We start from the raw sequence: 19,189 nt of genomic DNA, 5'->3' as shown, positions 1-19,189 counted from the left end.
TCCGTGCATTGTCGATGCGCCCGCGCACTGCCATCTGTGAGTGGTCAATCATAGAGTAAGAGGAACAGGACAATGTCCGCCATCCGCAATTCAGTCCAGGCCGGCTTCCTGGGACGCGCATTTGCTGCGCTGAGCGCTGCCAATGCCGTGAGTGCTGCTGTCGAAGCTGGGCGCCGTCCGCGTGCCCGCGACCTCAAGGAGCTCGGCATCGACCCGGCCTCCTTCGGTCAGGTCATCCGCTAAGTCCTTCCAGATATGCACGAATGAAACAGCCCGCAACCGGATGGTCGCGGGCTTTTTTTGTCTGAGCAGTAGCCGCAACGCTGAGGCGCGTTGCGACCTTCAATTGTCTGCCGCGTCAAGCGTGCAGTTTTTCCCGCCGGTCGGCGTGATCTTCCGCCCGCTCGCGCTTGTTGTGGCGAATCGACGACCAGAGCGACAGGCCGATCAGAGCCGCGCCGCCGAGGCCGGTGATCACTTCGGGAATGTGCATCAAGGTTTGCGCATACATGATCACCGCGAGGATCAGGATGGCGTAGAAGGCGCCATGTTCGAGATAGCGGTATTCGGCAAGCGTTCCCTTCTCCACCAGCATGATGGTCATCGAGCGCACGTACATGGCGCCGATGCCCAGGCCGATCGCAATGACGAAGAGATTCTGCGTCAAGGCGAAGGCGCCGATGACGCCGTCGAAGGAGAAACTGGCATCCAGCACCTCCAGATAGATGAAGGCGCCGAGGCCGCCCTTGGCGGCAGCGCTCATCGTCTGCTGCGACGCATCGAGCAACTCGCCGACGACCTCGACCGCGAGGAAGGTGAGCAGGCCGTAGATGGCGCAATGGACGAAGACGCTGGCTTCCTCGCCGCCGATCAGCCAGGAGAAGACAAGCATCAGCGCCAGCACGAAGGCGATCTCGATGCCCCTGATGGTGGCCGAGCGCGCCATCACCTTTTCCAGGCCCCGAAGCCAATGGATCTTCTTCTCACTGTCGAAGAAATAGCTGAGGCCGACCATCATCAGGAACGTGCCGCCGAAGGCTGCGATCGGCAGATGCGCATCGTTCATGATGCGGGCATATTCCTCGGGTTCGCGGGCGGCCAGCACCAGCGCATCCCAGGGGCCGATCCGTGCCGCGATCGCGACGATCGCCAGCGGGAAGACGATGCGCATGCCAAAGACGGCAATGATGATGCCCCAGGTGAGGAATCGTTTCTGCCAGACCGGCGTCATCTCCTTCAGCTTGTTGGCATTGACGATGGCATTGTCGAAGGAGAGCGAGATCTCCAGCACCGCAAGCACGGCACAGATGAAGAAGACGGTCGCCATGCCGCCGATCGTGCCGGTCGTCTGCCAACCAAGCACGGCGCCGAGAACCAGGCCGAGAGCCGTGACGATGAACGCCCAGCGGAAATAGCCGAGCGAGGATTTATCGGTCTGGGACTGGTTCATGGCCGCACCTCGCAGCAAAGCTTGCTGGAGAGGGTAGAAATAGTGGAAAAACGCGGCATGCCACAACGGGCATGCTGACGAGGCATGGTGAGCTTTTGCATCGATGAAAAATCCGCCGGCTGAGTTGCAGGCGGTACCGACATCACGAGAGCGCCGTAAAAACTCTCGCCAGAGGGGCCCGGCACCAATGTTCCCCGTAGCCGATGTCTGGAAGGCTGCGGGATAGGCCTTAGGTAATCTACTTCCAAAACCAGTCAAGGCCAAACGCCCTACGGAAAACCGCATAATTTCGGGAACCATCCGCCCCCCCGCTCGTTGAACCCTGGTTGAGCTGAAAAGGATGCCGATGATGCGCACTTCGACCCATATTCCCGACAAACGTACAGAGGCATCCGACCGCATGAAGCGGGCAAAGCCAAACCGCATGCAGAAGGCACAGGTGCTGCCGCCGCATCACGTCGACCTGACGTTGACCCCTGGCGTCTACCACGACATTCACGTGCCGGCACATGTGAGCGGTGCGGACCTCTCCAAGGGTGGCCCCGACATCAAAGGCCATGCGAAAACCAAGAGATAACGGCTATTCCGGAGCCCGCTTCGGCGTGCTGATGGTCGATTCGAAACAGGGTGAGAAACATATGACAATGAACTTTGTGCCCCGAGATATTGTTATTCGGCACGAAAATGAATGGCAGGCCATCCGCGAGGGGGCCGACAAGCGCATCGAGATCGGCAAACGCAAACAGCCGATCGGTTCGCCCATCAGCGGCGCGGCATCGGCCGGGAAAAACGAGCCTTCGGCCTCACGTCCGGAATAAGCGGAAGGCACTCCTGTGGGATAGGCGCCCGGCGATGCCGGGCGTTTCGCTGTCTAGCGCATCGACACGCCATCAAAGATAACGGCTCACGCCAACCTTTCGGAAAGGATTGGGCAGCGATAATCCTGGCCTCACGGGATTCGAACAGATGGCCAAGACAGCGACACGCGGCCGCCGGAAGGCGCCGGCGAGAGGAAAGAGCAGAGCGCGCAGCGGCGGCGGGTTGCTGCCCTGGGCGGTGATCGGCATTGCCGCGATCGGCGGGATCGTCGCTCACGACAATTGGAAGAGCCTTCAGCCTATGCTTGAACGGGAGTCGACGCCGATCGTACGTGAAACGGCGGAGCCGAGACCTGTCCCCAGAAAGGATGTGCCGCCGAAGCAGGTGGCGGTCGCCGCACCGACGCCGAGAGCCGCGCAGCCGCTGCCGCCGGCGGCAATCCCGACGCCGGTCATCCAGCCGGTCAAGGCGGTGCCGGCCCCGGCCTCTCCCGGGGCTCAGCAGACGGCGACGGGCGCCTTCGGCTATTGCGGGCAGGGCGCGCACATCAATTGCGTCGGCGACGGCGGCATTTTCTGGTACAAGGGCGAAAAGATCGTCATTGCCGATATGGCAAGCCCGGTGGCCGACCAGGCGCGCTGCGATGACGAACGCCGGGTGGCCTTTGCCGCGAAGCTGCGCTTGCTGGCGCTTCTGAACGCCGGCCCCTTCGTTATTGATGCGGCCGGAAAGGCCGAGCCCTCAGGCGCGCCGCGGATCGTCTCGCGCGACGGGCGCTCTTTTGGCGCGCAGCTGATCAAGGAAGGGTTGGCGCGCAAACCGGGGGCAGCCGGCGGCGCGTGGTGCGCCGCCTGACGGGAGCTATTTTTCCTTTTTCACCAGTTTGCCGCCGGTGCGGAAGCTGCCGGTGAAGGAGGAGTCCTTGCTTTCGGCGGTGCATTCGATCGCGATCGGCTTGCCGGCATAGGGATTGCCGAAGGTGCAGAAGCCGGCGACCTTGACCTGGCCGGTCATCTTGTTGCCAACGCCGGTCGTGACGAGGCTCAACGGCAGGCGAGCATTGCCGTTGGAGGCTGGCTTGATGCCGCTGCCATCGCCCTGGAAGCCGAGCGCCTTCCCATCCGAAGTGAAGATGAAGGTCACCGAACCGTTGGCCAGCGTGACGCTGGCAAGCTCGTTTTTGCAGCCCTTGGTGGCGTCGAACTTGGCGACGACCAGTCTGGCGCATTTGCCGGAAAGCGTAATGACGCCAGGAGCGCCGGGAAATGTCTCCGGCGGGGAGGCCGGCGCGGCAGAGGCTGGCAAGGCGAGGACGGCGGCAACAAAGCCGGCGGCGACAAGCGCGGATAACTTCATTTCGATCTCAAATCCCATGTCCTGGCGAGGCGAATCACCGCTTCACCTTCGATTCGCCATGGCATGGCTCTGTGTCCGAAATTTGGTTCCGAGCAGCATAAAGATTCCGCCGGCCGCCGCGCCGGGCCGCCGAAGGGTAAGGCGAACATCGGTTGGGCTTGCCGGCAAAAAGCCGCCGGACATCGGCAAGGTAGTGATGTGACGTGCGAGAGGACGCACGGCGCTCTAATGGCGGCGCTGGTCGAGCGCCTGCCGTCTTGGACGCATGTCTGGCCAAAGGGAATGGGCCCAGGCAGGGAAGTCCAGGCCCATTCTTTCCCGATCGGAGGTCAGTCAGATCAGGAATTTATAGCTGCCGGTCTGGCCAGCAGCCTTGATTAGAACGCGCGCTGCAGGCGGAAGTAGCCCGAGGTTACGTCGTCAGCATTGTCCGGATCGAGGTACTGAACCGAAACCTTTGCCGAAAGGTTGTCGACGATCTGGTAGTCGATCGTCACGCCAGCCTTCCAGGCGTCAACGTCGTCGTTGAACTCGCCAGCAGTGACGCCGTAGTTGTTGTAGTACTGAACAGCCGGGGTGATCTTCAGCTTGTCAGTCGCCTTGATGGCGTATTCAGCAGCGATCGCCCATTCAGCCTTGTTGTAGTAGGCGTTCGGGTTGGATGCATAGACGACTGCGAGGCCGAGCGTGCCCGGGCCGACGGCAACCGTACCCATGGCGCGGACGGCGCCTTCTTCGTTGTCGGTGTCGTAACCAGCCGTGATCTGGTAGCTGAAGGCACCGGCCTTGCCGCCGAGACCAACAGCAACGCCGACGTTGTTGGCGGTTTCGCCGTTGTAGAACGGGCTGTCTTCCAGTTCGTCGACGCTGATACCAGCGTAGAAGGCGTCGATTTCGTACTGATAACGGATGGAGTTATGCAGCGTGACCGGAGAACCGATATCGTCGGTTTCGCCAGAGAGGCCGTCGTCCCACCAGCTGTAGAACAGACCAGCGCGGAAGCCGGCGATGTCGAGGTACGCGGAGTCGAGCTGGGCCTTCTGGGCCGAAGCGTTGTCAGCATTGAACTGCATGACGATAACGCCGGTCAGCGGACCATATTCGGTGTCGCTCTTGGCGGTGAACTGAACCTGGCCGCGCGTGCGGGCGTCCCAGTCGGAGTCGTTGGCAACAGAACCGCCGCCGCCGGCGCCAATCGAGCTGGCGTTCGGGGCAACGTCAACCTGGAAACGGATGTAGCCGTTGATCTTGAGGCAGGTTTCCGTGCCCGGGATATAGAAGTAGCCGGTGCCGTAAGCGTCGCAGACGCGGACGTATTCAACCGGTTCCGGCTCGGCAGCAACGATTGCGTCAGCCGCCCGAGCGCCGGATACTGCTGCGAGAGCAGCAGCGGAGCCGAGAAGAAGGCTCTTGATGTTCATGGAATAACCTCCAGTTCAGATGCGAGAGGCTGAAGACCGTTGCCATCGGCAGTCCCTACGTGTCTTCAACCCGTGTGAGCGAAGCGGCATCTTTTGACCAGGTGCCTGCCTCGCCGCGGTGGTTACATGGGGGATGTTGCGCCGCAATAACGATATCGATCATGACAGCAGGCCGGTGCTGCTATGTTGCTGAAATAGCACGCATTTTGTCACAAACTCGTCATCTGTTCGTCACAAAAATGAGGTTCCAGCCGGTTCGGCAACGAGGGGCTGAGCCGCCGGTGAGGGCATGCAATTGATGCTGGCGTGAGCATATCCTTATATGCGGGTGCGCCGCGGCCGCCATCTGCATGACTCGGGTAAAACCGGACAGCCACTGTGAATCATCAGGACATGTTGCTTGCCTGTTTCACCGGTCGCTGCCGGTGAAGATGGAAGTCAGGCCACGGTGGGGTGACGGCTTGCAAGTTCGTTCGTCCAGCGCTTCGTGGTCGCAGGTGCCGTGGAAGCCGGCGAGGCGAGGGGCAGAAAAACTGCGGCGCTGCCGGTCGAGATTTGATTCCTGCCCTTGATCCAACCCGTTTGCGAGAGGCGAATGCCCCGTACGCCGGATCGGCAATAATTCAGATGGTGTTGTGACCGAATTTTGCTTGGCCACTCTCAGGAAGTGCATTCCTGTGAGGCAAAGACGGTGGTCAACCGTCCATGCCCTGCAACTCACTCCAGAATAGCTTCCTTGCGCGCCACATTGCCGCTCACATCGATGTCGCTGCCCAGCATCGCGCTGCCGGTCAGATCAACGCCGTAGTCCAGGAGGTTCTGCCGCGTCAGATGGAGCATCACCCGGCCAGCCTGCTCGACCGGCCTGCCTCGCAGGTGAGATACGACATATTCGGCAGTGACGGGGTAGCGTCCCTCAGGAAGGCTGACACCTTTTGCCAACGAAATCTTGTCGTTGGACACAACGAGAGTTTTGCGTCGTTTAATGACCTGCGCCACGCTGAGAACTCCTATTGGCAGGTTTATCGAACCTGCGGGCCACCATGTAAAAAGGCCTCTCGATTTCTCGAAAGGCCTTTGCTTTTCAGCGAATTAGGATGGTGGGCGTGACAGGGATTGAACCTGTGACCCCTACGATGTCAACGTAGTGCTCTCCCGCTGAGCTACACGCCCATCCGATGGCGGCGCATAGATCACAAAACCTTTGGAGCCGTCAATAGGCTTTTTTCAGTTTTGTGACCCGCCGGCCGGCAAGCCTTACGCGGCAAGCATTTTGTTGACCTCGTCAACGAGGTCGCGCAGGTGAAAAGGCTTGGAAAGGACCTTGGCATCCTTAGGCGCCTTCGAATCGGGGTTCAAAGCCACGGCGGCAAAACCGGTGATGAACATGACTTTCAGGTCGGGATCGAGTTCGGTGGCGCGGCGCGCCAGCTCGATGCCGTCCATCTCGGGCATGACGATATCAGTCAGCAGCAGGGAAAACGGCTCCTCGCGCAACCGGTCGTAGGCGCTGGCGCCATTATCGTAAGAAAGGACCTTGTAGCCGGCCTTTTCGAGCGCTTTCACCAGGAAACGGCGCATATCGTTGTCGTCTTCGGCGAGAAGTATCTTCTGAGTCATCAATCCAGACCGCTAATCAATAGGTTTTGGGTGGGCTGCCAGCCGTCTACACTAGTCTTTGCCCGGTAAACAACCGGTGAATTGCCTGTGCGTGATGGTCATCCCTTCTACATAGTATGGACTTGAGGGCGGGCAACTGGCAACATGGACGAAGCAATCAGTTCATGACATGGTAAAGAGGGGCGAAAGTGCCGGAAATCCGCGAATACGAGCTTTTTGAGGTCCATGAGCCCGTGTCGCAGACCATTCCTTTCGTCTACAACTCCCCCCATAGCGGCCGCATTTATCCACCGGAATTCATCGCGCAATCGAGGCTCGAAGGCATCGCGATCCGCCGTTCCGAGGACCATTACGTCGATGAGCTCTTCGGCTCTGCCGTCACTCTCGGCGCACCGCTTCTCGCCGCCAACTTTCCGCGCGCCTATCTCGACGTCAACCGCGAGCCCTACGAGCTCGATCCCAGGATGTTCGACGGGCTGCTGCCGCCCTATGCCAATGTCAATTCGCTGAGGGTCGCCGGCGGGCTCGGCACCATTCCGCGCATCGTCGCCGAGAATATGGAGATCTATGCGCGGCGCCTGCCAGTGCAGGAGGGGCTCGATCGGGTCGAAGCGGTCTACAAGCCTTACCATGCGGCGCTGCGCCGACTGATTGCCCGCACCCATGTGCAGTTCGGCTTCGGCGTGCTGATCGATTGCCATTCGATGCCCGGCAATGTGCGCGTCGCCGGCTGCACCGGACGGCCCGATTTCATTATCGGCGATCGCTACGGCACCAGCGCTTCGGCCGAACTTTCGCGCGCCGCCATCGCTATCCTTGAGGAAATGGGTTTTGCGGCGATCCGCAACAAGCCCTATGCCGGCGGGTTCATCACCGAACATTACGGCCGCCCCTCCCGCGGCCTGCATGCATTGCAGATCGAGGTGAACCGGGCGATCTATGTCGACGAGGTGACGCTGGAGAAGCGCGAGGATTTTGCCGCGGTGGCCGACGCCGTGACGGCCTTCATGCAACAGATGGCGGATTACATCGAGAAGTTCGCCGGCGACCGGGCGCTAGCCGCCGAATAAGTTCTCTATCAGTTGGCGATTTTATATGGCCGTCGTCTTTCGCAAGGGCCAAAAAAGAACCGCGCTTGTCAGCGCGGCTAAGTCTAGGGAGGAAACACCCAAGGAGGGTATTTACAGTCAGAAGACTGTAATGACGACGCTACTATTGCGTTGCACAAATGTCAAGCAATATATTGCGCTGCGATATCTTTGGGCAGTTGGTCCGAAATTGCTCGCTGCGTTTGCATTCCCGTGAAGTTTCGCTATGAAAACCCGTTCCCGCCAGCTAAATGGTGCCCCCATGCTTCCTGACCGTTCGTTCTTCAATCGTCTGGCGGAGGTCGCCCGCGCCGAGACGCTGCCGCGCTTCCGCTCCGGCCTTGATGTCACCAACAAGCTTTCCTCGGGATTCGATCCGGTAACGGAAGGCGACCGGGCGGCCGAACTCGCCATCCGGGCGCTGATCGAGGAAAACTTCCCCGATCACGGCATTCTCGGCGAGGAGCACGGCAATGTCGGGCTTGACCGGGAGCATGTTTGGGTGATCGATCCGATCGACGGAACCCGCGCCTTCATAGCGGGCGTGCCGGTCTGGGGAACGCTGATCGGCCTGCAGAAGAAGGGCCGGGCGATCATGGGCATGATCGAACAACCGTTTACCGGAGAACGCTATTTCGCCGACGAAAACGGTTCGATCTACAGCGGGCCGGAAGGCGAGCGGCGGCTGGTAACGCGCCAGTGCGAGGCGCTATCGAACGCCATCCTGTTCACGACCTCGCCGCATCTTTTCGCTGGCGAGGAGATGGAGAAATACCGGCAGATCGAAAGCCAGGTACGGCTCTTTCGCTACGGCTGCGACTGCTATGCCTATGCGCTGCTTGCTGCCGGCCATATCGATCTCGTCATCGAAAACGGCTTGAAGCCCTATGACGTCGGCGGCATCATTCCGGTTATCGAAGCGGCAGGCGGCATCATCACCACCTGGGACGGCGGGCGGCCGGAAAACGGCGGCTCGATCATCGCCGCCGGAAGCCGCGCGGTCTACGAGCAGGCAATCGCCATCCTGCAGCGTTGAACCCGGGCTTGGCAAAGCCGATGCCCCAGGTCGGAAAGGCCGATTCCGCTGGCGGCTCGGTTGATCCGGCTCAGGTGCCGAGGGCGGCGACATCATGGTTTTCCTCGGCATCGCTGCCGGGGATGAAGGCGTGGAAGGCCGCCAGCGCCGCGGCGCGATAGATATCCCGTTCCTGGAAGATCTCATGGCGGGCGCCGTTGATCGGCACCAGCTGGCCGGCGCGGAAATAGCGCGAGAGCCGCTCTTGTGCCGTGTAGGGCACGACGCCATCACGTGTCGGGGCGATGACGATGGTCGGGATGGTGATTGAGAAGAGATGGTTGGGCGAGGTGACCCGGTCCATGGTCCGGAAGGCTTCGGTCAGCCAGCGGGCCGTCGGAGGCCCGAGCGTTAGTTCCGGATGGGCCTTCATCATCGCAACATTGCGCTCGAAGCGGGTTTCGTCAGAGGTCAACGGATTGTCGCGGAAATCCGGCTCCTTCAGCTTCGAGGTCAGCGGCATGAAGCCGAGGCCGGCGGCCGTCAGCGCGCCGGCGAGGGTGCGGATGACGCGGGGCGAGGCCGACTGGCCGGTCAGGCCGATGAAGGGAGCCGATAGCACCATACGGTCGATGCGGGTGGTGAGATAGGGGGCGGCCGACAGCGCGATCAGTCCGCCGGTGGAATGGCCGAGCAGGTAGAAGGGCAGGCGGGTATCCGGCAGTACTATCTTTTCGAGGAAGGTGTCGAGGTCGCGCTCGTAATCGGCAAAGCGGCGGATATGGCCGTGATTGCGGCGCTTCAGGAGCCGCGACGAACCGCCTTGGCCACGCAGGTCGAACGTCGCGACCCAGAGGCCCTGGCCTGTCAGGTCGCGGATCGTCTCGAAATATTTTTCGATATATTCGTTGCGGCCATGGATAATGACGACCGTGCCCTTGGCGACCTGGCCACCGGAGCGGAAAACGGCGTAACGCAGCCGGTGGCCGTCATAGGTTTCGAAGAACCCTTCGGTGCGGTTTTCCGGGACGGGATTATCGGGCGTCGAATAGAGAACCTGATCCATGACTTGCCAATGCGCCGCTGCTGAATGCTTCTCTATCAGGGATACCGCATGGCGCCCGGCTTGGAAAGCGACGGAAAAAGGGCCGGCGGGAGCGTGAGGGCGCTCGCGGCCGGCCCAAGTTTAGACTGAAGAAGAAGGGACGATGCACTTCAGCCATCGGGGCCAGTGTCACCCGACATCATCATTTCTAGGCAGACATGTCTGAACGCCTTCGGAACCGGCCGTTCACGCGCGGTTCACGGCCCGTCGAGGTGATTTCGAAAAGGTCTTGAACTCCTCGAATCGCATCACCATCTCCATCCTGCGGGTGCCAAAAGGGCCCGCGCAACCGTGCCGAGACTGCCAAGATGGGGTTTCAGGGGCACTTTACCGCAACACGTCGCTTCCCTAGGAGGACATCATGCGTCACGTGGACTTCTCTCCCCTTTATCGTTCGACGGTCGGTTTCGACCGCCTCTTCACCATGCTCGACAGCCTTGCTCAGCCGGAGCAGGCGCAGACCTATCCGCCCTATAACATCGAGCGCACCGGCGAAAATACCTATCGCATCACCATGGCGGTCGCCGGTTTCGACGAGACCGAGCTTTCGATCGAAGCTCATGCCCATGTGCTGTCCGTGAAGGGTGAAAAGAACGAGGAAACCGCCGAAGGCGGCGAATTCCTCTACCGCGGCATTGCCAAGCGCGCCTTCGAGCGCCGCTTCCAGCTCGCCGATCACGTCGAGGTAACCGCCGCTTCGCTGAAGAACGGCCTGCTTCACATCGATCTTCTGCGCAACATTCCCGAGGCCATGAAGCCCCGCAAGATCACGATTGCCGCTGAGCCGGTCGAGGCTCCGAAGGCGATCGAGGCGCAGGTCATCAACGGTTAACAGCCGTCACTCAGGGACAATGGACGGCGCTCCGATCGGGGCGCCGTGTTTTTATTGCCGTTCATCTTATTGTCGTTCAGGCCGGGCTGGCGGCGTCCTTCATCTGCTGTTCCGTTACGCGCCGGGCTGCTGCTGCGGCATATTTCTGGGCGATGACGGCGCAGACCATCAGCTGGATCTGGTGGAAGAGCATCAGGGGAAGCACGATCGCACCAATCGACTGGCCGGCGAAGATGACGTTTGCCATCGGCACGCCGCTTGCCAGGCTCTTCTTCGAGCCGCAGAAGGTGATGGTGATCTCGTCAGCCTTGTCAAAGCCCAGCCAGCGGCTGCCGAACATCGTCAAAACAAGGACAAACGCCAGAAGCACGACGTCGGCGACGACGACAACGGCGATGTCGGCAATCGAGAAGGTGTGCCACAGTCCTTCGACGATCGCCGTCGAGAAGGCGAGATAGACCACCATCAGGATCGAGCCGCGGTCGACCGGCATCAGGATCTTCTTCTTGGCGCGAATCCAATCGCCGATCCAGGGCTGCAGGATCTGGCCAACGACGAAGGGGGCAAGCAGTTGCAGCAGGATCTGCTGAAGCGCATCGAAGGAGTAGCCGCCATGGCCGCCGACGGAAAAGAGCAGGCCGACCAGCAGCGGCGTCAGGAACATGCCGAAAATGTTGGAGGCCGAGGCCGAGCAGATCGCGGCTGGCACGTTGCCGCCCGCCATTGAGGTGAAGGCGATCGACGACTGCACCGTCGACGGTAGCACGCAGAGGAAGAGAATGCCGAGATAAAGCGGCCGTGGCAGGATCGTATCGGGGATGAAGCCGAGCCCGAGTCCGAGCAGCGGGAAGACGCCGAACGTCGTCAGCAGGATGATCAGATGCAGCCGCCAGTGCAGCAGACCAGCAATGACGACGTCACGGGAAAGGCGCGCGCCGTGCAGGAAAAACAGCGCCGCAATGGCAATATCGGTGGCGATGCCGAAATAGTCCGCGAAGCTGCCGCTCGCCGGAAACAAGGAGGCGAGGATGACGGTGCACGCGAGCAGGATCGTGAAGGTATCGGGCAGAAAGCGGCGCATGGGGGTCTCGCAGCAATAAGGGAGTCATTGTTTTGTCTTCCATTATGATTCAGGATGCAAGGAATAACAGTTATCGAGGATCTCGATTTGCTCGACCTCTCGCAATTGCGCAGTTTCGTCGCCATCGAACAAACGGGCAGCTTCACGCTTGCCGCGGAACGACTCGGCCTCAGCCAGTCGACGGTCAGCCAGCATATTCAGCGGCTGGAGGCAGCGCTCGGGCGCAAGCTGCTGGCGCGCGACACGCATAAGGTGCTGCTCACCGGCGACGGCGAGGCGTTGCTTTCGCATGCGCGCGCCATGCTTTCGATCGCGGGGCAGGTGCACGCGCTGTTCAAGAGCAACAGCCTGCGCGGCAGCCTGCGGCTCGGCGTGTCGGAGGATTTCGTCACCAGCCAATTGCCGGCGGTGCTTGAGGATTTCGTTCGCTCGCATCCGTCCGTCGATCTGGAACTGACGGTGGCGCTTTCAGGCGTGCTTTACGAGATGCAGGACAATGACGAGATCGACCTAGTGCTCGCCAAGCGCCGGCTCGGCGATGCGCGGGGGAAACTGGTCTACCGCGAGCCGCTCGTCTGGCTGGCGCGCGATCCTGAGCGAGTGCTCGCCTCCGGCCCATTGCCACTGATCGCTTTTCCACCGCCGAGCGTGACGCGGGCGATCGCCCTGGAAACACTTGGGCGCAATGGGGTGCCGTGGCGGATCGTCTGCACCTGCGGCAGCCTCAGCGGACTGACGGCAGCGGCGCGGGCCGGAATGGGCGTGCTGGTGCAGCCGCGCAGTATGGCTCCCTCCGGACTGAAAGAAATTGCTGCGGGAAAATTGCCGGTTCTCGAGGATGTGGAATTCGTATTGGTGCCGCGAAAGGGTGCGGATCAGGCGCTGGTCTCGGCACTCTCCGACGATATTCTGCAAAAGGTGAGGGGGCTGAGGTCGGCATGACCATCGCCGTCACGGAGGAGCCGGCTGGAAATCCTTCTGGTCGGCGATCAGGCGGTCAGGCACCTCAGGAAACCATCCACGTCGGCCACTGTCGTCGCGAAGCTGGTAACGAGGCGGATCAGGGTTTCGCTTTCGGAAACGAGTTCCGACGCTGCCGCGGGCACCGGCCATTCGTAGAATTTCGCGCCCTTTTCCTCTGCGGTTCTTGCAGCACTCCTGCTGATGACGGCAAAGACCTCATTGGAAGCGGTCGGCCAGGCGAGGCGTCCGGCACTGCTGGCCGCAATACCGGCGCGCAGCCGGTCAGCCATGGCGTTCGAATGGCGGGCGAGATCGAGCCAGAGGCCGTTTTCGAAATAGGCATCGAACTGGGCGGCGATGAAACGCGACTTGGAGAAGAGCTGGGCGGCGCGCTTGCGAATGAAGGGCATTTCGCGTGCCCGCTCCGGATCAAAAAAGATGATCGCCTCGGCGCACCAGCAGCCGTTCTTGGTGCCGCCGAAGGACAGCATGTCGACGCCGCGCTTCCAGGTCATCTCCGCCGGGGTGGCATCGAGTGCGATCAGCGCATTGGCGAAGCGGGCGCCATCCATGTGGAGCGGCAGATTGCGCTTTCTCGAGATGGCGGCGATCTCGCCGATCTCCGGCAGTGAATAGACGGTGCCGATCTCGGTCGGCTGGGTGATGGTCACAGCGCTGGCGCGGCCATGACGGAGGGCGTCCTCGGGGAAGTGGGCGATCTTTGCCGAAAGCCTGGCCGGATCGATCTTGCCGGCTTCGCCGTCGATGGCCATGAGGCGGGCGGCGCCGGAGAAGAATTCCGGCGCGCCGCATTCATCTTCGATCACATGGGCTTCCGAATGGCAGAAGGTGATCCCGCCGGGGCGCTGGACGCTCGCCAGCGCCAGGGAGTTGGCGGCCGTGCCGGTGGCGACGAAGAAAACGGAAACCTCCCGTTCGAAGATCTCGCAGAAGCGGGCCTCGACCTTTTTATCGAGATCGCCGGCTCCATAGGCCGGGGCAAAACCAGCCGATTCCGCCAGCAGGCGTTCAGCAATGAATCTGTGGGCGCCGGCCCAATTGTCGGATGCAAAGAACATAGCGCGGACCGTGGGGAGCGAAACAGGTTGGAAGGTTCGCTGCGGACATTACGTCAATCCTTTACGGGATCAAGGCTATTGCCAATAATCCATCACAAAAATTGAACTGCGCAATCAATTAATAAAATGTCCATCCTTGGCGTAATTTTATTTCGTGGTTGCGATCGATTTGGTAATCTTCCTTCGCAAAATGACGATTTTTGCCGTGGCGCACTTGCGAAGCGAAAGGCTTTCTGGCATAGAACAGATGAATTAGGACAGTGTTGCTGTCCTATTTTGGCCATTGCGGCCGAAGAAGCGCCGAAAGCCCTGGAACAGACGGGCTTTCACGCTATAGTTCTTCCGAGCGCCAAGCCCAGAACGGGCGGCGCGCGGAGGCGAATGGCAGGCGCGGAACGCGACGGTTTGCTTTCCCTAGAAGCAGATGTCTGCGGCGATCTTCACAATGCAACAGCGCTGTCATGCGCCGACCCTATCTTCGGGTTGCGGCGCATGACGAAAAGCCGCCCGCGGCCCGCGGGTTTCGACAGGAGGAAAGACGATGACGAAGACGCCATCCATGGAATTTGACCGGTTTGCCGCTGCTGACACGCGCGCGACGGCCAATATGTCCAAATCCGCCTCCGGCCTGCCGAAGAAACAGGGCCTCTACGATCCCCGCAACGAGCATGATGCCTGCGGCGTCGGCTTTGTCGCGCATATGAAGGGCGAGAAGTCGCACCAGATCGTCAAGGACGGCTTGTTCATTCTTGAGAACCTGACGCATCGCGGCGCCGTCGGCGCCGATCCGCTGATGGGTGACGGCGCCGGTATCCTGGTGCAGATCCCCGACCGCTTCTTCCGTGAGGAGATGGCCGGGCAGGGGATCACCCTGCCGCCCGCCGGCGAATATGGCGTCGGCCATATCTTCATGCCGCGCGATGAAAAGCAGATCGAGCACTTCAAGAAGGTAATCAAGGACGTCATTGAAGAGGAAGGCCAGGTCCTGATCGGCTTTCGCGACGTGCCGGTCGATAATTCCTCGCTCTCCAAGGCGCCTGATATTGCCGCGACCGAGCCGCATCACGTGCAGGTCTTCATCGGCGCCGGCGAGGATGCCGAAAACAATGATGAGTTCGAGCGCAGGCTGTTCACCCTGCGCAAGGTGATTTCCAACCGCATCTATGACGAGTTCGAAGGCGAGGAGAGCAATTTCTATCCGGTGTCGCTGTCGTCGACGACGGTGGTCTACAAGGGCATGTTCCTGGCCTATCAGGTCGGCGCCTATTATAAGGACCTATCGGACCCGCGGTTCGAAAGCGCGGTCGCCCTCGTGCACCAGCGCTTTTCGACCAACACCTTCCCCTCATGGAAGCTCGCGCACCCCTATCGGATGGTCGCCCATAACGGCGAGATCAACACGCTGCGCGGCAACGTCAACTGGATGGCGGCGCGACAGGCCTCGGTCTCTTCGCCGCTTTTCGGCGAGGACATCTCCAAGCTCTGGCCGATTTCCTACGAGGGGCAGTCGGACACGGCCTGTTTCGACAATGCGCTGGAATTCCTGGTGCGCGGCGGCTACTCGCTGGCGCATGCCGTGATGATGCTGATCCCGGAGGCCTGGGCCGGCAACCAGTCGATGGCGGCCGAACGCAAGGCCTTCTACGAATATCATGCGGCGCTGATGGAGCCGTGGGACGGGCCGGCTGCCGTTGCCTTCACCGACGGCAGGCAGATCGGCGCGACGCTCGACCGCAACGGCCTCAGGCCGGCGCGCTACCTCGTCACCGACGACGATCGCGTCATCATGGCGTCTGAGGCCGGCGTGCTGCCGGTTCCTGAAGAAAAGATCATCCAGAAGTGGCGCCTGCAGCCAGGCAAGATGCTGCTGATCGACATGGAGGAAGGCCGTATCATCTCCGATGACGAGGTGAAGTCGCAGCTTGCGACGGCGCATCCCTATCGCAGCTGGCTCGACCGCACCCAGCTCATCCTCGAAGAGCTGAAGCCGGTGGAGCCGCGGGCGCTGCGCCGCGACGTATCGTTGCTCGATCGCCAGCAGGCCTTTGGCTACACGACCGAGGACACCAAGATCCTGATGTCGCCGATGGCGACGACCGGTCAGGAAGCGATCGGTTCGATGGGCACCGATACGCCGATCTCGGCGATGTCGGAAAAGCCGAAGCTGCTCTACACCTATTTCAAGCAGAACTTCGCGCAGGTGACGAACCCGCCGATCGATCCGATCCGCGAAGAGCTCGTCATGAGCCTCGTCTCGTTCATCGGCCCGCGTCCGAACATTCTCGACCATGAGGGCATGGCGAATGCCAAGCGCCTCGAAGTGCGTCAGCCGATCCTGACCAATGGCGATCTCGAAAAGATCCGCTCGATCGGCCATACGGAAGACCGGTTCGACACCAAGACGCTCGATTTCACCTATGATATCGAGCGTGGCGCTGCCGGCATGCCCGAAATGCTCGACCGACTCTGCGAGCGCGCCGAGGCAGCCGTCAAGGGCGGCTACAACATCATCGTGCTCTCCGACCGGCAGATCGGACCCGACCGCATCGCCATTCCGGCGCTGCTGGCTACGGCCGCCGTCCATCATCATCTGATCCGCAAGGGGCTTCGCACCTCGGTCGGCCTCGTCGTCGAGACCGGTGAGCCGCGCGAAGTGCATCATTTCTGCCTGCTCGCCGGCTACGGCGCCGAGGCGATCAACCCCTATCTCGCCTTCGACACGCTGCTCGACATGCATGCCAAGGGCGAGTTCCCGAAGGAAGTGGACGCCTCGGAAGTCGTCTACCGTTACATAAAGGCGGTCGGCAAAGGCATTCTCAAGGTCATGTCGAAGATGGGCATTTCGACCTATCAGTCCTATTGCGGCGCGCAGATCTTCGATGCGATCGGCCTGTCGTCGGAACTGGTCGACAAGTATTTCTTCGGAACCGCGACGATGATCGAAGGTATCGGCCTCGAAGCAATCGCCGAAGAGACCGTCGCCCGCCACAACGCCGCCTTCGGCAAGGATCCGCTGCTTGCGACGACGCTCGATATCGGTGGCGAATACGCCTACCGGATGCGCGGCGAAAGCCATGCCTGGACGCCGGATGCGGTTGCCGCTCTTCAGCACGCCGTGCGCGGCAATGCCGAGGATCGTTACCGCGAATTCGCCGAGATGGTGAACAATTCGGCGCTACGCATGAACACGATCCGTGGGCTCTTCAAGATCAAGAGCGCCGAGGCGCTCGGCCGCAAGCCGGTATCGATCGACGAGGTCGAGCCGGCCGCCGATATCGTCAGGCGGTTCTCGACGGGGGCAATGTCCTTCGGCTCGATCTCCCGCGAGGCGCATACGACGCTGGCGATCGCCATGAATCGGATCGGCGGCAAGTCGAACACCGGCGAAGGCGGCGAGGAATCCGACCGCTATATGCCGCTTTCCGATGGTTCGATGAACCCGGAACGTTCGGCGATCAAGCAGATCGCCTCGGGCCGCTTCGGCGTCACGACCGAATATCTGGTCAACGCCGATGTGCTGCAGATCAAGGTGGCGCAGGGCGCCAAGCCCGGCGAAGGCGGCCAGCTGCCCGGTCACAAGGTCGATGCGACAGTCGCCAAGACCCGTCACTCGACGCCGGGTGTCGGCCTGATCTCGCCGCCGCCGCACCACGACATCTACTCGATCGAGGATCTGGCGCAGTTGATCTACGATCTGAAGAACGTCAACCCGACCTCCGACGTCTCGGTCAAGCTCGTCTCCGAAGTCGGCGTCGGCACGGTTGCCGCGGGCGTTGCCAAGGCGCGCGCCGATCATATCACCGTCGCAGGCTTCGACGGCGGCACGGGTGCGTCGCCGCTGACCTCGCTCAAGCATGCCGGCAGCCCCTGGGAAATCGGTCTTGCCGAAACCCAGCAGACGCTGGTGCTGAACGGCCTGCGTTCGCGCGTTGCGCTGCAGGTGGACGGCGGCCTGAAGACCGGCCGCGACGTTATCATCGGAGCGCTCCTCGGCGCCGACGAATTCGGCTTCGCCACCGCGCCGCTGATCGCAGCCGGCTGCATCATGATGCGCAAGTGCCATCTGAACACCTGTCCGGTCGGTGTGGCGACACAGGATCCGGTGCTGCGCAAGCGCTTCAAGGGCACGCCGGAGCACGTCATCAACTACTTCTTCTTCGTTGCCAACGAAGTGCGCGAAATCCTCGCCTCGCTCGGCTTTACCCGGCTTGACGAGATCATCGGCGCTTCGGAACTCCTGGAGAAGGACGAGATGCTGGCGCATTGGAAGGCCAAGGGTCTCGACTTCAGCCGCATCTTCCACAAGGTCGATGCCGCCAAGGAGGAAACCTTCTGGACGAGCCGGCAGCAGCACCCGATCGATGACATTCTCGACCGCGTGCTGATCGAGCAGGCGCAGCCGGCGCTGACGGACAAGACGCCCGTCGCCTTCGAGGTTGACATCAAGAACGTCGACCGCTCGGCCGGCGCGATGCTGTCCGGCGAGGTCGCCAAGCGTTACCGGCATCGCGGGCTGAAGGAAGATACGATCAACGTGACGCTTCGCGGCACGGCAGGCCAGAGCTTCGGTGCCTTCCTGGCGCGCGGGGTCACCTTCAACCTGATCGGCGACGGCAACGACTATGTCGGCAAGGGACTCTCGGGCGGCAAGATCATCATCCGGCCGCCGGAAAACTCGCAGATCGTCGCCGAAGACTCGATCATCGTCGGCAATACCGTGCTTTACGGAGCGACCGAGGGCGAGTGCTATTTCCGCGGCGTGGCGGGCGAACGTTTCGCCGTCCGCAACTCGGGTGCGATCGCCATCGTCGAGGGCGTGGGCGACCATGGCTGCGAATATATGACCGGCGGTGTCGTCGTCGTACTCGGCGCCACCGGCCGTAACTTCGCGGCGGGCATGTCGGGCGGCGTTGCCTATGTGCTCGATGAAGCCGGCGATTTTGCCAGCCGCTGTAACATGGCGATGGTCGAACTGGAGCCGGTGCCGGAAGAAGACGACATGCTGGAGAAGCTGCATCATCACGGCGGCGATCTCATGCACAAGGGACGGGTCGACGTCTCGGGTGACATGACCCGCCATGACGAGGAGCGTCTCTACCAGCTGATCTCCAACCATCTGCACTATACGGGCTCCACCCGCGCCAAGCAGATCCTCGATCACTGGGCCGACTACCGTCCGAAGTTCCGCAAGGTCATGCCGGTCGAATACCGCCGTGCGCTCGAGGAAATGGAGCGCAGCCGGATGGGCATTGCCGCGGAGTGATTTGCGCCGGGACATCGGCCGCCAGTGAACGCAGATGGCCGATGTCGGAAACGTCTCGATGACCCGTGACGATCACGCCGGCGGCAAGAAGCCGTCG

18 protein-coding genes and 1 tRNA gene are annotated in these 19,189 nt (G+C 61.4%); 10 read left to right on the top strand and 9 right to left on the bottom strand.

Translation table 11 applies throughout. The features are described from left to right. Nucleotides 1-72: 72 nt before the first annotated feature. Nucleotides 73-243, top strand: a complete 171-nt coding sequence (locus RHE_RS33275; protein WP_020922262.1) for a hypothetical protein — start codon at nt 73-75, stop codon at nt 241-243. A gap of 115 nt (nt 244-358) precedes the next feature. Here RHE_RS33275 and RHE_RS18310 read toward each other — a convergent pair whose 3' ends face one another. Further along, nucleotides 359-1,450, bottom strand: a complete 1,092-nt coding sequence (locus tag RHE_RS18310) for a DUF475 domain-containing protein (protein WP_042119012.1) — start codon at nt 1,448-1,450, stop codon at nt 359-361. 346 nt (nt 1,451-1,796) lie between these two features. Between RHE_RS18310 and RHE_RS18305 the strand changes: the two genes are divergently transcribed. The 3 genes from RHE_RS18305 to RHE_RS18295 all read left to right on the top strand — a co-directional run bounded on the left by RHE_RS18305 (nt 1,797) and on the right by RHE_RS18295 (nt 3,124). Further along, entirely contained in the window at nt 1,797-2,027 is a 231-nt protein-coding gene (locus RHE_RS18305) for a hypothetical protein (RefSeq protein ID WP_042119335.1), read from the top strand. 61 nt (nt 2,028-2,088) lie between these two features. Beyond that, a complete protein-coding gene (locus RHE_RS18300) occupies nt 2,089-2,268 on the top strand; it encodes a hypothetical protein (RefSeq protein WP_041678755.1) in 180 nt (59 codons plus the stop codon). A 148-nt stretch (nt 2,269-2,416) separates the two neighbouring features. Further along, the gene (locus RHE_RS18295; RefSeq protein ID WP_011426795.1) at nt 2,417-3,124 is read left to right on the top strand and encodes a hypothetical protein; all 708 of its coding nucleotides are present in this window, start codon (nt 2,417-2,419) and stop codon (nt 3,122-3,124) included. A gap of 6 nt (nt 3,125-3,130) precedes the next feature. Here RHE_RS18295 and RHE_RS18290 read toward each other — a convergent pair whose 3' ends face one another. The 5 genes from RHE_RS18290 to cpdR1 form a co-directional block, all read right to left on the bottom strand. Then, a complete protein-coding gene (locus tag RHE_RS18290) occupies nt 3,131-3,625 on the bottom strand; it encodes a hypothetical protein (protein ID WP_011426794.1) in 495 nt (164 codons plus the stop codon). 377 nt (nt 3,626-4,002) lie between these two features. Next, nucleotides 4,003-5,046 (bottom strand): porin, encoded by a 1,044-nt coding sequence (locus tag RHE_RS18285; protein ID WP_011426793.1) that lies wholly within the window; start codon nt 5,044-5,046, stop codon nt 4,003-4,005. Nucleotides 5,047-5,763: 717 nt separating this feature from the next. Continuing rightward, nucleotides 5,764-6,045 (bottom strand): hypothetical protein, encoded by a 282-nt coding sequence (locus tag RHE_RS18280; protein WP_020922257.1) that lies wholly within the window; start codon nt 6,043-6,045, stop codon nt 5,764-5,766. A 99-nt stretch (nt 6,046-6,144) separates the two neighbouring features. Further along, nucleotides 6,145-6,219, bottom strand: a tRNA-Val gene (locus RHE_RS18275). A gap of 84 nt (nt 6,220-6,303) precedes the next feature. Then, on the bottom strand, nt 6,304-6,666 hold the full coding sequence (gene cpdR1 / locus RHE_RS18270; RefSeq protein WP_003542883.1) for a response regulator CpdR1: 363 nt from the start codon (nt 6,664-6,666) through the stop codon (nt 6,304-6,306). A gap of 188 nt (nt 6,667-6,854) precedes the next feature. Between cpdR1 and RHE_RS18265 the strand changes: the two genes are divergently transcribed. After that, nucleotides 6,855-7,736 carry an N-formylglutamate amidohydrolase gene (locus tag RHE_RS18265; protein ID WP_011426791.1) on the top strand — a complete coding sequence of 294 codons (882 nt, stop codon included), beginning with the start codon at nt 6,855-6,857 and terminating at the stop codon, nt 7,734-7,736. Between the two features lie 280 nt (nt 7,737-8,016). After that, nucleotides 8,017-8,790, top strand: coding sequence for a histidinol-phosphatase (gene hisN / locus RHE_RS18255; RefSeq protein ID WP_020922256.1), 774 nt, complete (start codon nt 8,017-8,019; stop codon nt 8,788-8,790). A 70-nt stretch (nt 8,791-8,860) separates the two neighbouring features. On the opposite strand, the gene RHE_RS18250 is transcribed toward hisN, so the two are convergent. Continuing rightward, the gene (locus tag RHE_RS18250) at nt 8,861-9,835 is read right to left on the bottom strand and encodes an alpha/beta fold hydrolase (RefSeq protein ID WP_011426789.1); all 975 of its coding nucleotides are present in this window, start codon (nt 9,833-9,835) and stop codon (nt 8,861-8,863) included. 400 nt (nt 9,836-10,235) lie between these two features. On the opposite strand from RHE_RS18250, the gene RHE_RS18245 reads away from it, so the two are divergent. Then, nucleotides 10,236-10,706 (top strand): Hsp20 family protein, encoded by a 471-nt coding sequence (locus RHE_RS18245; RefSeq protein ID WP_011426788.1) that lies wholly within the window; start codon nt 10,236-10,238, stop codon nt 10,704-10,706. A gap of 76 nt (nt 10,707-10,782) precedes the next feature. On the opposite strand, the gene RHE_RS18240 is transcribed toward RHE_RS18245, so the two are convergent. Further along, on the bottom strand, nt 10,783-11,787 hold the full coding sequence (locus RHE_RS18240; RefSeq protein WP_011426787.1) for a bile acid:sodium symporter family protein: 1,005 nt from the start codon (nt 11,785-11,787) through the stop codon (nt 10,783-10,785). An 87-nt stretch (nt 11,788-11,874) separates the two neighbouring features. Between RHE_RS18240 and RHE_RS18235 the strand changes: the two genes are divergently transcribed. Next, a complete protein-coding gene (locus tag RHE_RS18235; RefSeq protein WP_042119009.1) occupies nt 11,875-12,729 on the top strand; it encodes a LysR family transcriptional regulator in 855 nt (284 codons plus the stop codon). 47 nt (nt 12,730-12,776) lie between these two features. On the opposite strand, the gene RHE_RS18230 is transcribed toward RHE_RS18235, so the two are convergent. Continuing rightward, complete coding sequence (locus RHE_RS18230; protein WP_011426785.1) at nt 12,777-13,829, bottom strand: threonine aldolase family protein; 1,053 nt, start codon at nt 13,827-13,829, stop codon at nt 12,777-12,779. Between the two features lie 126 nt (nt 13,830-13,955). On the opposite strand from RHE_RS18230, the gene RHE_RS33695 reads away from it, so the two are divergent. Both RHE_RS33695 and gltB read left to right on the top strand, forming a co-directional pair. After that, nucleotides 13,956-14,399, top strand: coding sequence for a hypothetical protein (locus tag RHE_RS33695; RefSeq protein ID WP_011426784.1), 444 nt, complete (start codon nt 13,956-13,958; stop codon nt 14,397-14,399). Continuing rightward, on the top strand, nt 14,371-19,092 hold the full coding sequence (gene gltB / locus RHE_RS18225; RefSeq protein ID WP_011426783.1) for a glutamate synthase large subunit: 4,722 nt from the start codon (nt 14,371-14,373) through the stop codon (nt 19,090-19,092). The genes RHE_RS33695 and gltB overlap by 29 nt, the downstream gene beginning before the upstream one ends. The last annotated feature ends 97 nt before the right edge of the window (nt 19,093-19,189 follow it).

Origin of the sequence: Rhizobium etli CFN 42 (assembly GCF_000092045.1) — a bacterium.
Classification (GTDB): Bacteria; Pseudomonadota; Alphaproteobacteria; order Rhizobiales; family Rhizobiaceae; genus Rhizobium; species Rhizobium etli.
Note: the sequence above shows the minus strand (reverse complement) of the source record. Positions and strands in the feature narration are given on the sequence as shown.